This window comes from [Bacillus] caldolyticus (assembly GCF_003595605.1).
Classification (GTDB): Bacteria; Bacillota; Bacilli; order Bacillales; family Anoxybacillaceae; genus Geobacillus; species Geobacillus thermoleovorans.
Genome location: NZ_CP025074.1, coordinates 373,101 through 386,723 on the forward strand (window position 1 = coordinate 373,101; position 13,623 = coordinate 386,723).

At 52.2% G+C, this 13,623-nt stretch carries 12 protein-coding genes and 1 pseudogene; 6 read left to right on the forward strand and 7 right to left on the reverse strand.

Going from position 1 to position 13,623, the window contains the following annotated elements; translation table 11 throughout:
- Positions 1-111: 111 nt before the first annotated feature.
- From CWI35_RS01995 to CWI35_RS02005, 3 genes are read right to left on the reverse strand one after another with little or no spacing between them, the layout of a single operon-like run.
- Positions 112-1,215: a GerAB/ArcD/ProY family transporter gene (locus CWI35_RS01995; protein ID WP_119877448.1), complete on the reverse strand. Its 1,104-nt coding sequence runs from the start codon at positions 1,213-1,215 to the stop codon at positions 112-114.
- A gap of 53 nt (positions 1,216-1,268) precedes the next feature.
- Positions 1,269-2,471, reverse strand: coding sequence for a Ger(x)C family spore germination protein (locus CWI35_RS02000; RefSeq protein WP_119877449.1), 1,203 nt, complete (start codon positions 2,469-2,471; stop codon positions 1,269-1,271).
- Positions 2,468-4,087 carry a spore germination protein gene (locus CWI35_RS02005; protein ID WP_119877450.1) on the reverse strand — a complete coding sequence of 540 codons (1,620 nt, stop codon included), beginning with the start codon at positions 4,085-4,087 and terminating at the stop codon, positions 2,468-2,470. Before CWI35_RS02005 ends, CWI35_RS02000 begins: the two co-directional genes overlap by 4 nt.
- Positions 4,088-4,216: 129 nt before the next feature.
- Between CWI35_RS02005 and CWI35_RS18180 the strand changes: the two genes are divergently transcribed.
- Positions 4,217-4,444 carry a YczF family membrane protein gene (locus tag CWI35_RS18180; RefSeq protein ID WP_041467851.1) on the forward strand — a complete coding sequence of 76 codons (228 nt, stop codon included), beginning with the start codon at positions 4,217-4,219 and terminating at the stop codon, positions 4,442-4,444.
- A 44-nt stretch (positions 4,445-4,488) separates the two neighbouring features.
- On the opposite strand, the gene CWI35_RS02015 is transcribed toward CWI35_RS18180, so the two are convergent.
- The 4 genes from CWI35_RS02015 to CWI35_RS02030 all read right to left on the reverse strand — a co-directional run bounded on the left by CWI35_RS02015 (position 4,489) and on the right by CWI35_RS02030 (position 7,841).
- Positions 4,489-6,195 carry an ABC transporter permease gene (locus CWI35_RS02015; protein WP_162924020.1) on the reverse strand — a complete coding sequence of 569 codons (1,707 nt, stop codon included), beginning with the start codon at positions 6,193-6,195 and terminating at the stop codon, positions 4,489-4,491.
- The gene (locus CWI35_RS02020; protein ID WP_066233662.1) at positions 6,170-7,069 is read right to left on the reverse strand and encodes an ABC transporter ATP-binding protein; all 900 of its coding nucleotides are present in this window, start codon (positions 7,067-7,069) and stop codon (positions 6,170-6,172) included. Before CWI35_RS02020 ends, CWI35_RS02015 begins: the two co-directional genes overlap by 26 nt.
- A complete protein-coding gene (locus tag CWI35_RS02025; protein WP_021322395.1) occupies positions 7,035-7,442 on the reverse strand; it encodes a GntR family transcriptional regulator in 408 nt (135 codons plus the stop codon). Before CWI35_RS02025 ends, CWI35_RS02020 begins: the two co-directional genes overlap by 35 nt.
- A gap of 120 nt (positions 7,443-7,562) precedes the next feature.
- Positions 7,563-7,841, reverse strand: coding sequence for a YetF domain-containing protein (locus tag CWI35_RS02030; protein ID WP_014195736.1), 279 nt, complete (start codon positions 7,839-7,841; stop codon positions 7,563-7,565).
- Positions 7,842-8,103: 262 nt separating this feature from the next.
- Here CWI35_RS02030 and CWI35_RS02035 point away from each other — a divergent pair, with 262 nt between their 5' ends.
- From CWI35_RS02035 to CWI35_RS02055, 5 genes and pseudogenes are all read left to right on the forward strand, one after another.
- Positions 8,104-9,198, forward strand: a complete 1,095-nt coding sequence (locus CWI35_RS02035; RefSeq protein ID WP_021322393.1) for a GerAB/ArcD/ProY family transporter — start codon at positions 8,104-8,106, stop codon at positions 9,196-9,198.
- Entirely contained in the window at positions 9,195-10,730 is a 1,536-nt protein-coding gene (locus CWI35_RS02040) for a spore germination protein (protein ID WP_014195734.1), read from the forward strand. Before CWI35_RS02035 ends, CWI35_RS02040 begins: the two co-directional genes overlap by 4 nt.
- The gene (locus tag CWI35_RS02045) at positions 10,727-11,875 is read left to right on the forward strand and encodes a Ger(x)C family spore germination protein (protein WP_014195733.1); all 1,149 of its coding nucleotides are present in this window, start codon (positions 10,727-10,729) and stop codon (positions 11,873-11,875) included. Before CWI35_RS02040 ends, CWI35_RS02045 begins: the two co-directional genes overlap by 4 nt.
- A gap of 121 nt (positions 11,876-11,996) precedes the next feature.
- Positions 11,997-12,133 (forward strand): annotated as a pseudogene (locus tag CWI35_RS18480) (MFS transporter); the annotation flags it as partial.
- Positions 12,134-12,281: 148 nt separating this feature from the next.
- Positions 12,282-13,574 (forward strand): sensor histidine kinase, encoded by a 1,293-nt coding sequence (locus tag CWI35_RS02055; RefSeq protein ID WP_014195731.1) that lies wholly within the window; start codon positions 12,282-12,284, stop codon positions 13,572-13,574.
- Positions 13,575-13,623: the final 49 nt, after the last annotated feature.

The window sequence follows — 13,623 nt, forward strand, 5'->3', positions numbered from 1 at the left end:
CAGCACCACTTTTCGCCCCATTGTTCCTCATAGGAACAGGTTATTGTTGTATTCGTGTTTTTTTGCGGTTTTTCCTGCTTGCTGCCGCATAAATCTTCTAGTCCGTTTTTCTTATTTTGCTGATTGTCCAAACCGCCGGCGAATCGCCGCAATCACAAGCAAGAGCACCGGAATGATGATTTGCAGCGGGATGTGCAGATAGAGCGTGACAATCTTTAATCCTTCATGAATATGTTCCCAGTAGTTGCTGGCCATCGCCACCGACCACAATAAGACAAGCGCCCCAAACGCATAAACAAGCCGCTGGTGGTTCGAAAACCCGAATACATGAGCCACCCCCACGATGCCGGCATAAAAAAAGATGGAGACTTTGAAAAACCCCCCGATCACTAGAGCGACCATAAAAAAGATATCAAGCCGCTCTAAAAAGTGAGCGACTTGAATGCGGCGGATCGTATCGAGCAACGGAAACGATGAACGTGACACCGCATCAGCTCCCAAGACGGCCGTATTAACGGCCATAATGATCGCCAGGTTGATCCCGGTCAACACCATCCCGGCAACGGCGGCCCGCCGCGCTTTTTCCGGACGATTCAAGTATGGAAACAGCATGGTAAACACGATCATTTCGCCAAACGGCACGTACAACGTTTCCGTGAACACCGTTTTCCACACCCGTTTCCACCCTTCCTCTAATACCGGTTGGAGCTGGGTGAGATCAACAACTCCGGAAGCGATAACTAAGATGAATCCAACAACCGCCAGTATTTGCAATAACGTATAAAGCAGTTCGCCGGTGCGCGCCAATACTTCAATGCCTTTATAGGCGCTGTACATGACCGTCATGGCCATAAGGACATTCAAAACAAACAGCGGCGTTTCCGGATAGGCAAACGTGAGCAACAGTTCGCCAAAGTCACGCAACACACGGGCGGCGATATAGAAAAAATAGGTAATATAGAGAACCGCCAACACCTTGCCGAGCGGCTTGCCGACGATATGTGTCACATAGGAAGTCAGCGGCTGATCGGGGTAATAATGAAACAAACGCTCGTAAACCAAAAACAGCAACAGCCCAAGCGCCAGACCGAGCAAAATGGCGATCCACATATCTTGCTTGGCGCTGACGCCGAGTGGAATGACCATCGCACTGCCATGCTCAAACAACACAATCAGGACAAACAGCTGGCGCACATTGATTTTGCTATGTTCCATCTCGCTCCATCGCTCCTCACTCCACCGTATCCAAGTTTTTGAGCCGAAAACGCTTATTTGATATATGGCGTATTCCGCAATCCCGTGCGTCGAATGGAAGCATCCACTTTTACTGTCACCCGAAGATGAGGGAAATAGCGGTCATCCCACTCTTTTTTGATTCTCTTCCATAAGAGGGGATCGGCGCGATGCACCGCCTCGCCAAAACCAAAAACATCCGTTTTTTCATGCTGGGCCGTTTCAATCGCCTGTTTCACTTCCCGTTCAATATCCCGGCCAATGGCCTTTTCCAATTGGAACAATTGCCGGTAGTCATCCAAACGAATCGGAACGTATGCTTCACTGATATCTCCTTCCGTTTGAATGTGAACCAAAATCGATGGCCTTCCCTTTTTCCATTGGGGCTTGACTTCTGTTTTCACCCGCACGGTTCGATAGCCAATCGCTTCTTTTTTTCCATTCCAGGGGATCGTGATATTCGTTTGTTTAATTCGATCCAGCACCCAAAGCACGCCCCTTGATGTCGACCCGCTCACCCAGCGAACAAGGTGATCTTTTTTAAATAATGCCAATCCGTCCAAACTGATTCGGACGTTCGGGACCGATGTCTGGACGTTGGTTTGCCGTTTGCCGCGCTGGGGATCCCCTTCAATGGTAATACCGGTCATCACCGGATTTCTTCCGGCTCCAGACAAGCTACGAATCGCCCACCAGACATCGGTGTTGATTGTCTGCCCCCAGGCCATCTCGGAAAACTCCAACGTCTTAATAATTTGGTTGGCGGAAATTTTATCAATCGGTGTCAACACAGCTAGCACATCTTTCGCCGAATGGCCACGGGCAACAACCAGCCGTGAGGTCGTGCGAAACTGGTTGTTCCGTTCCATCGCATCGAATACCCCATTCAACCCCTCACGCGCCACCTCTTCGCCGATGACCACCAAGTTCGTATGGCCATAATACAGAATGCGTGACAACTTCTTCGAGGCTTTTCGGCTTGCCTCGACCAACGTGTCTCCGGTCGACGTATACATGGAAACGGGCACGCCGGCCGCCCCGCCGCCACGCTGGGTCGCGCCGGCGACGTTGCCCGGGTTGACGACTTGAAACGAGGCCAAATATCTGCCGTCTTCTGTTTTATCAAGGCCAACGGCAATGACAAACGCTAAGTCAGGAAGCTCCTTTTTACTCCAACAACCAGCCAGCAACAGCGCACAAACAAAAAAGGACACAAACATGGCGATAGATCGTTTCATGATCCATCCTCCTTTTCCCGGCGTGTTGGTGCCGGAGGCTGCGGTTTCTGACCCCCTGATTGGCGAATGATATTTTTCTGGTTAATCAGGCGCGGCCGCTCGCGGTACATCCATGTCGGGATTCGAAACAGGGTATCGCCCATATTAGATGGGGTGAACGGAGCGAGCGGCGACATGTATGGCACCCCAAACGAACGCAAGCTGCATAAATGGAGAATCATGACCAACAACCCCATCATGATGCCGTAAAACCCGAACATCGCTGCTAAAAACATCAACCCAAAGCGGATGAGACGGGCTGAAATGGCGATGGCAAACGACGGCGTCGCAAAGCTGGCGATCGCCGTGATCGAAACGACGATCACCATCGCCGAGGAAACGAACCCAGCTTCCACTGCCGCCTGCCCGATGACCAAGGCGCCAACAATCGACACCGCCTGTCCGACTGCACGCGGCAGCCGAATCCCCGCTTCACGCAAAATCTCAAATGTCACTTCCATCATCAACGCCTCGACAAAACCAGGAAACGGTACGGCCTCACGCTGGGCGGCAATGGCGATGACAAGCTGAGTTGGGATCATTTCTTGGTGAAACGTCGTCGCCGCTATATAAATGGCCGGCGCAACGAGCGAGAGAAAAAAAATCAATACGCGCAAAAAGCGAAGAGCAGTGGCGATATCAAAACGGGCATAATAATCCTCTACCGCTTGAAAAAATTGGATAAACAAAGCCGGCACGATCAAGATAAACGGCGTCCCATCAATAAAAATCGCTATCCGTCCTTCCAACAGGTTGGCGGCTACCACATCGGGACGCTCGGTATGATAGATCGTCGGAAACGTCGTAAACGTTTGATCTTCGATTAATTGTTCAATATAACCGGACTCAAGCACGCTGTCCGTATCAATGCGGCGCAGGCGCGCTCTCACTTCCTCGATAACCTCGTCATTGGCAATGCCTTTGATGTACATGATCGCGACATCCGTTTGCGTCACGGTGCCGATTTGCATCGTCTCCAGCCAAAGATTCGGATTTCTAATGCGACGGCGGATCATCGCTGTGTTCGTGCGCAACGACTCCGTAAATCCCTCGCGCGGCCCGCGGACGGCGATTTGCGTTTGCGGCTCTTCGATCGAACGATATTCCCCGCCTTTCGTACTCGCGCTGATGGCAAACGGCACCCCGTCGATGAGCATGACCGTCGCTCCGGAAAACAGCTCAAAAAAGAGCTTCCTCCAGTCAGAAATATGTTTCACACCGCCGACCGCGGCGAGCTTTTTCTCGATCCATTGAAACCGCTCTTTTTCCTCAAGCGCCAGCGGAAACGACGCTTGAAGCAGCGGCGTCAGCACAAACTCGTACACGTTTTTCTCATCAACAAGCCCGTCGACAAAAATGATAGCCGCCTTGATTTGCCATTCCTGGCCCAACGCAAAACGGCGAATGACAACATCGTTGCTCTCTCCGGTCTTTTGGCGAATGATGTCAATATTGACGGCCAGTTCAGCAGAAAGCGGCTCTTGCGGGACATCCGACGCCTCGCCGCTATGGTCCGGTCCTTCTTGCTTGACGTCCATTCGCTTTTTCTGCCGGCTCATCCCCCATTGAAACAGCATGCCCCTCTCCTCCTCGCTCCGCATCATTTTATCATCCATTATAGACAAGCGGCCAAAAACGTATACGACAGCGTATCGTTTCCTTCTTGCTAGCAAACACTAACCTCAAAAAGCGGCAGGTGTCTGGCGTTGAAAATCATTTTTGTCTCTCTCACCTTTCTCTTGCTTCTGATCACTACCGCCGTCGGAATGGACAGGCTGATGGGACTGACGTTATACCAATCGCTCCATAACGTCATCAATCCGTTTCGCGTCATGGAGACGCCTGAGCTGTTCATCTTATTTCTGTTCCTTCTTTTGTGGGTGCTCGATTTGTTGACCGTATGGCTTTGGCGGCGGAAAAAAACGGCTTCTTGACAAAAAATGAAACGGGCAGGAATCTTCCCCTGCCCGTTTGCCTGTCATTTTTCGATTTTCTCCCACATGTGCCGCTCTTCTAGCCATTGACGCACATGGAGGTTGTATTCATCGAGTGGGAGGCTGAATGAATCGCCGTCGCTTTGCAGCAATTCAATATTCCCCTGCCATGCGCGCCCCCCGCCGATGATGTCCTCCACCGGCTCATTCCATAAATCTTGTTTGAGCGCCTGGACAAACGACTCGATCTCCTTCGGCTCGGCAAGCACAACCTCTGCCCGCCCAGTTTCCACATTTCGGATCGTCACCTGACGGATCGGCGCATAGCCGCTTGGGCGAAGCAGCAAATAATATTGCTGCTTATATTCTTTTGAACCCATGATGCGCTGAAAATACGGCATGTACGGTTCAATCGGCACTACGTAGCGGCGGAGGAGGCGCGTGCCGTCTTTCAGCACATAGCCGATCACAACTGTCCGGATGTTGGCAAACCGAGGCGGCGACGGCTGATCGTGCACAAGCTGCTCATGGAACGCCCTTACAGCTTTGATGTTGTCTTGGCTGCGCAAAAACTGATCAACTTCTTGAAATGAGCGGCCTATCATTTCAGGATGTTCAAAATTCATGGTCGATTGGCCGAAATATACTTGTTTGATGTCCGCCAGCGCCGGCACGCGCTGTTCGTAACCGAGGGGATCCAAATGAACAAGCAGGCAGATGACCCCCATCGCTCCCGCAAACGCGATATATCCTTTCCAACGGTGAAAGACGCGCCACGTTTTCGCAATCACCATCTGGGCAATGGCATACCCGATCAAGGAAAAGCTGATATAGCCGAATACCGTCCAGCTCCACTTGCTTTCCACGTTTCCGAAATAGAAACCGCCAACAAGCCAAGAACAAAATGCCACTCCATACACAAACAGCGGGCGAAGCACTGAAAAGGCGAGCGCCTGCCCGGCCGCTTCCGTCGGCCGCCGCTCGTACAGCCAAATGGACAAACCGAAAAATAGAAGCGACAACAGCAACAACATCCCGATTTCTCCCGCACTCATCGCTTGATCCGTCAGCATCGCATAACGAATCGGCATCACCCACTGTTCCAGTTCGCTTGATAAATAGTACATATCCGGAAATCCGTATAATAATAGCGACAAGTTGCTAAACATAAGGACCATGATGCCGGCCGGAAAAACGAGAAAAATGTTTGTCAACACAATGTGAAGCACCGATTGGCCGACAAGCACCCCAATAACGATGCTAAAAGCAAAAATAACCGTTTCCATCACCAGCGTCTCACCGAACCAACGCCCTACATCCGCCGCCCCAATCGGCCACGGGAGATCGAGCCCATACAGGCATCCAATGGCGGCCAACGCTGTCACTGCAAGCGGCACAATCAAAAGCATCCAGCCAAATAGCACTTGCCCCACAAGCAGTTCGGTGCGGCGGATTGGCAAGCTATGGATGAAATCAGCCGACCGTTTCTCGTGCATGTAGCGAAGCACACCGGCCGCCGCCAAGATCGGGACAAGCCAAGCAATCAGCGTCTCAAACCCATTGGATATATAGTATACGTTCTTCCATTGCGGCACATTTCCGACTTTTGGATCATATTGCGAGTACGAAAGCCCAATCGGCAATACGATCGCCGCCAGCCATAACAGCAGATGAATGATGGCAATCCAGCCGATTTGGCGAACATTTTGCGTCCACATGGCGCGGTTAGCCGACAACCGTTTCGCGGACATCGACAACATCCCCCATTTCATACACAAAAATTTCTTCCAACGACAACGGCAAGACGTCAAGAATGAGCGGAGCAAACGAACTCACCGTCTCTTCGATGGATCGTTTCTCGCCGCGGACGACAAGAAGAACGATGCTGCCGCGCTCCTCGCGATGCACGATGTCAAGGCGTTCGGCCAACTCGCTCGGAAATCCGCCGCGAAACGCGACTTGAATTTTATGCATCCCGGCGCGCAGCTCGTTTAAATCGCGCTCCATCCGTACGGTCCCTTGCGCCATCAATCCGACGATGTCGCATAAATCTTCGAGCTCGCGCAAATTGTGCGACGAAATGACGACCGTCATCTCCCGTTCGGCCACTTCTTCTATGAGCAGCTGCTTCACATGACGGCGGACGAATGCATCGAGCCCATCAAGCGGCTCATCCATAATGAGCACATCCGGCTGGACGGAAAAGGCGAGCCAAAACGCCGCTTGGCGCTGCATGCCTTTGGAAAACTGCTGAATTTTTTGATCAACATCAAGCGAAAAAGCGGACCGCAATTCTGTAAACCGCCCGCGGCTGAACGACGGGTACAGTTGCTCGTAAAAATCCGCCATTTGCCGAATCGTCGCGTGCGGAAAAAAGTAGACAAAGTCCGGCAAAAACAAAAGGCGTTGCTTCACCCGGACATTTTCCCACACATCCTCCCCGTCCACTGTAATCGTTCCGCGATCTTGGCGGAGAATGCCGGCCATCATCTTGAGCAGCGTCGTTTTTCCGGCGCCGTTCGGGCCGAGCAGCCCGTAAATCGCTCCTTTTGGCACCATCATGTTCGCGCCCTTGACGGCCGCAAACCGATCAAACGTTTTCGTCACGTCCACAAGTTGAATCACGATTCTCCCCCTCTTTCTCTCCTTCTCGAACCCATTGCCATAACTGCTCATTCGTCACCCCTAAAAACCGTGCTTCCTTGACAAGGCGGACAAGCTGCTCACGGACCGTAGCGATCGCCTCGATGTTTGGTTCTTTCGAGCGCGGGGCAACGAAGCTGCCTTTCCCTGGAATCGAATAAATCCAGCCGTCGCGTTCCAGTTCGCGGTACGCTTTTTGAATCGTGTTCGGATTCACCATCAGCTGTTTCGCCATCGTCCTGACCGATGGCAGCTGATCGTGCGGCTGCCATAGTTCGCGGACGATCATTTCTTTCATTTTGTCAATCAGTTGTTCGTAAATCGGCTGGCGACTGCGGATATCAAGCTCAAACATCTCCCCTCCTCCTCTCATTGTCACAACCGTACTATAACTAATAGTACACATAAAACAGAAGAAAGGCAAGAGTTTTTTCCAAAATAAAGAAAGAATCCATCCCTGGATTCTTTCTTCCTCTCATTCCGACGCCGTCGGCCGCCGCGTTGACCGTTGCCGCTCGGCGGGCTGATACGTCTGAACAAACAGCCCATCTCCTTCGAGCCACTCGGCGATCAACACGTCTTTTGGCGAGGCAATTCCTTGTTTTTGCAGTTTGGCGGCCAGCCATTGCTCCGTTTTCCCAAGCTCCGCTAATTCGTCTGCCAACAGCTGGCCATCCCGGATCAGCGTCACCGGGACATACACCGGGTGGGGTGGCAGACGGAAATCTTCACGCCGATCGTCAAATGAAGCCATTTCATGCTGCGCCCCCCTTGCATGCCGTTGATGTTCGCCCTTTCTTCCCTGTATTGTGCCCCCTGCCGCCTGAGAAGTTTCGCTGTTGGTTTGCCGTTGGAACGGATAAATTCCCCTGGACTGGAAACACTATCGTTTTAGAAAGCCAATCAGCGGCATTTCATCAGAAAAGAAGCCGGTTCAGCAAGGTTTCTGGAATCAGCAGCCTTTTGCCCTACATCCCCCGCCCTTTGGAGATTGCACGGAAAGAAAGGGATTCATGATGAACGGACAACCGCTTAGCGCCCTGCAATTGTTATTCATGATCATGCTGTCGGTCGGGCTGATGAATCATGTCATCATCATCCCCTTTATGCTTGAGGCCGCCCACCGCGATGCGTGGATCGCCGCCTTGGGAGCGTTGGGAGGTTTGCTCCTCTGGCTGCCGCTGCTTTATTTCACCATCCGACAACTGAACGGCGAGCGGCTGTTTGACTGGCTCAAGGCCCGGTTTTCGAGCGCGGCTGCTTATGCGGTGGCCGGTGTCAGCAGCGCATTCTTGCTTCTTCATAGTTTTGTCACGTTAAACGATACGGTCACGTTTACCACCACCTCTTATTTGACGGCGACGCCGAGATGGGCGCTGATTTTGGTCATCGTGGCCGTTTGTTTTTATAACTCGTACCAAGGCATCGACTCGATTGCCAACACTTCCATGATCATTTGCCCGTTCGTCATCGTGTTTGGTTTTTTCGTTATGCTCTCGACCACGCCTCATAAAGATTATTCACTGCTCAGACCAACGCTTGAACATGGTGTTGGACCTGTGCTCAACGGCATGATGTACGCCGGAGCGGGATATGTGGAAGTGATCGTTCTATTGTTTCTCTCCCATCGCCTGCCTCGCCCATTTTCATGGAAGGCGCTTGCCGCGATTGCCTTCTTCACCGCCGGGCTGAGCATCGGGCCGACGATTGGCGCCATCACCGAGTTTGGCCCCGAGCAGGCGACGCGCCTTCGCTATCCGGCATTTGAGCAATGGCGGATGGTCAGTTTAGGGACGTACATTGAACATGTCGACTTTATGTCGATCTACCAGTGGATATCAGGCGCCTTTATCCGCATCTCCTTGTCGATGGCGCTCATTGTAGAGCTGTTCCCGATCCGCCATCCGCAAACCCGCCGTTGGGTGCTCATTGTCCTTTACTTGGCGATCACATTGGCGGCGCTGGCGCCGGTCAGCGATGAACAGTTTTTGTATTTTGTCAAACATGGGGTGCTGCCGGCATCGCTGCTGTTTAGTCTTGCGCTGTCCGTTGTGTTAAGTGGTTTCGCTTTGTTGGCATACCGAAAAAAGAAAAGAGGGGTGGCAGGATGAAACGACCCATGCGCGCCGCCGAAGGCAAGCGGTTGAAAGACGATTACACAGGGCTCGAGACCGTCATCATCTCCGAAGAGGCGTTGCGCACGATGTACGCCAAATGCCCGGATGTCATCATGACGGAAGCCGCGATTCCATCCTCTTTGCCTGACGGCTCGGCGGCTGTGGTGCACTTGCTGTTTATTTATTGTGAAGAACTGTGCGATACGCAAATGCTGCAAAAGGCCATTTATCCGATGTTCCGCGAGCTGTGCGAACACCATCCATGCTTTTCGGCCGCCGACATCGAGGCCCGCAAACCGGCGGCGCTTGAGTATATGGGAAAAGAAGTGCGGATCGATGATCTCAACTTCAAGCTGTTTAGCGGTGATTTGCTCATTTATTTTCACGAAGCCGATGTCTTGTACACGATGCCGCTCGCCAGCCCGCCAAACCGCGATCCGGAAGAGCCGAGCACGGAAGTATCGATCCGTGGACCCAAAGATGGATTTATTGAAGAAATCAGCAAAAACGTGGCGCTCATCCGCAAGCGGCTGCGCTCGCACCGGCTCGTCTATGAACCGTTTGTCATCGGCACGCGCAGCCAGACAAAAGTCGGGCTCCTCTATGTCGATGATATTGCCAACACGACCATCATCGATGAGGTGAGAAGCCGTCTGCTCAGTTTGTACATCGACTCGGTGACAAGCACCAATCAAATTGAGGAGTGGTTGTCTGACACCCGGTTTTCTTTGTTCCCGATGTTCGGTTATACCGGGCGGCCCGATTTTGCCGTCAATTCGCTCCTCAACGGCCGTTTTATCATCTTGGTCGACGGGGCGCCGACCGCCTTGATCGGCCCGGGCAATTTAACGTTTTTGCTGAACACGTCGGAAGATAACAACACGTTTTTCTTGTTTGTCGTATTTCAGCGCCTGCTTCGGCTCGTCGGCACTTCGGTCGCCATTTATTTGCCGGGCGCCTGGGTCGCCTTGACCTCCTTCCATCCGGACCAGCTTCCGTTCACCTTGCTGGCGACGCTCATTTTGTCGCGCCAAGGAGTGCCGCTTCCAGTGCCGCTGGAGATGTTTGTGATGATGATTTTGTTTGAGGTGTTTAAGGAAGCCGGGATGCGTCTGCCAATCGCCATCGGGCAGACGCTGTCCGTCGTCGGCGGCTTAATCATCGGCCAGGCGGCGATCAACGCGGGGCTTGCCGCCCCGGCCACACTCGTCATCGCCGCCATTTCCGTCATCTCGACATTCACGCTCGTCAACCAAAACATGGCCGGCAGCGTCACCTTGCTGCGGTTTATTGTCTTGACGGCTTCCACCGTTCTTGGCCTGTTTGGCTTCATTCTGTCGCTGTTTTTCATCTTGACTTATGCAGTCAACTTGCGCACCTGCGGCATTCCGTACTTGACGCCGCTGGCGCCGCCGTCCAAAGATATCGGGAAAGCGTTTATCCCGAGCACATGGAAGCAGTTCCGCACGCGCGACCGCATTGTCCGTCCAAATGATCTCATTGCAAAAGAGAGGGAACGAAAATGAGGAAGCGAGTCATTCCCATCATCGCCTCTATCATGCTGCTTGGCGGTTGCTGGGACACACGCAACATCGATCACACTGTCTACATTCATTCAATCGGGATCGACTACAAAGATGGCCAAGTAATCGCCTACGTGCAATTGATCGATTTCACCGCCCTTGCCAAAGTCGAAGCGGGGGGCGGCAGAGAAAAAGCGGCGATTTCCGTCGGCAAAGCCGCTGGCGAAACGTTTAATATCGCGACCGACAAAATCTACCCTTCCATTCAACAAAGGGTGTCATGGGGCCATGTAAAAAGCATTGTCTTTACGAAACGGGCCTTGCAAAAAGGCATCGTAGCCGATGTGATCGACGTGCTGAACCGTTACAATGAAATTCGCCATACGGCGTGGGTGTACGCGACCGATGAGCCGCTGTCCGAGCTGTTTGAAGCGACGCCGTTGTTGAACGCTTCCTCGTATTATTCGCTGTTGTCCAATCCGGAAGAAATCTTTCAACAAAGTTCGTTTATCCGCCCGATCCGTCTCAGCCAATTGATTGCTGCGATGGATGAAAAAGCTGATGTAGCTAGACTCCCTTATTTAACAATTGAAGACAATCGTTGGGTGGAAAATAAGAAGCCAAAACAAATGTTGGCTATATCCGGCATTTGTTTTCTTCACGATTACCGCCTGCAAGGATGCGAGGGCCGTTCCGATTTGCAAGGGCTTCGTTGGTTGGAGCAGGACGTTCGGCGCACCCCGATTTATGTCAAGCAAAAAGAGAAAACCGTTGCCTCCCTAATCGTCCATAATCCAACAACGAAGTGGTCGGTCGACGTGAAGAACGGAAAGTATGCTTTTACTGTAAACGTCAAGGCGCAAGGAAATCTCCTCGAACTGCGTGAACCGCTCTCACGAAAACAACTGACCAAACTGGCGGAACAAACGGTGAAACAAGAAATCCACCGCTTATATAAACTTGGGAAAGAGCAACAGATCGATATATTGAATCTAGCGGAGCAACTGTATCGCCAGCGTCCGGATCTCTGGAAAAAACATCAGATCAACGGCCTCATCCCACTCCATAACAACACGCTATTCGTAAACGTCGAGCTCGTCATCAGTGCATCTGGAAAAGAAAAGCTGAATTACCGCGCTGGCGATTGAAAAGACAAAAATGAAGCGCCCTCTTGCCTGCGCTCACGCTGGGAAATGGGGCTTTCTCTGGTGGCAAGGATCAAGTATAATTTAGCCATATTAAGATCTATGGTTGGAACGGGGGAGAACGATGGGGGTTCATACGGAACGAACAAGCGCCGTCAGCATGACCGTCTACCCGATTTTGTTCGCATCAGCCTCGGCCACTTTTTGAACGATGCGATGCAGGCGGTCATCCCGGCGCTCTTTCCGATTTTGCGCTCGACGGCGGCTTCGTTTACGCTCGCTGCCGCTCCTTGGCGCCTTGGCGGTTTGGCTGCTGAAAGACCGGACATAGCCAATGCATATTTTTCTTTCAATCTCTTTCCGCTATAATGAAAGGTGATGATGTCTATTCAGTTAGGAGATTTTTCGTATGGCCGGTTTATACATTAACCAGCACGTCTTGAACAACTTATTTTATATTTTGGTCACGATCTTTGCCTTTTCCTTTATTTATGACCATAGTCGAGCGATCCGGCAGCGCCCGCTCTATGGCCGGGCGCTGCTTGGGGTTTGTTTGGCGTTGGCGGCCGTGTTGTGCATGAAATTTCCGATTTACATGGATCCGCTGTGCGTCCATGATTTCCGGCAAATTCCGTTTTTGCTTGGAACATTGTATGGCGGCGGCGCAGTTGGGGCGGTGCTGTTTGTTTTCTTGATGGGTGCGCGCACCATATTGTACGGTTTTCAGCCACTTACAGTGGTCGTCTATGCCATTATGTTCGCGGCAGCGGCCGCCGCCGCCCCGCTGTTTCGGAAACTGCCCCGGTCCGGCAAGCTGCTGACTGCGCTGTGGCTGACGTTTTTGCTCGCGGTGCTGACGACATTTGTCGCCGTGATTGTTGCTGATTTTCCGGTAACGAAGCCATATATCGTGTATTTTATTATGATGCCGCCGTTCGTCATGATGTTCGCTGTCTATTTGATGGAGACGCTTCATGAGGCGCAGCTCGCTCGGGCAGAGCTGATGAAGATGGAAAAAATGGAGATCGTCAGCCAAATGGCGGCCAGCATTTCCCATGAAATCCGCAACCCGCTCACCGTCGTCAAAGGATTCATCCAGCTGCTGCAAACGGGTCGGCTGCCGCGCGAAACCGAAGAGCGGTACATTCGCATCGCCTTAGAGGAACTCGAGCGGGCGGAAGCCATCATCCGCGACTATTTGACGTTTGCCAAACCGGCGCCGAAAGAAACCGAGCCGATTAATGTGTCCACCCAGCTTCAGAAAGTGTTGCAAATGATTACGCCAATGGCGCATATGCATTCGATCCATGTATCCTCTTCCCTCGAAGATGGCATCGTCATCGGAAACGTACAATATTTCCAACAGTGTTTTCTCAACTTGTTGAAAAACAGCATTGAGGCGATGCCAAACGGCGGCACGCTTCATGTCGCGGCTGAGAACCGGGGGGCATCAGTCGTCATTACCATTTCCGACAACGGCGTTGGCATGACGAAAGAACAAGTGCGCCGCTTCGGCGAGCCATACTTCAGCACAAAAGAAAAAGGCACTGGGCTTGGTGCGATGGTCGCCGTCAAAATCATCGAACAAATGGGAGGAACGTGGACGATCGAAAGCGCCGTACAAAAAGGGACGACGTTGACGATCACGTTGCCGGCAAGTCGGGTGGGACCGCCGACGGCAGAACAAAGCGCCGTCGGCTGAACGAAAAAACGGATGCCCTGTTTTGGACATCCGTTTTTTCTTGGTGATT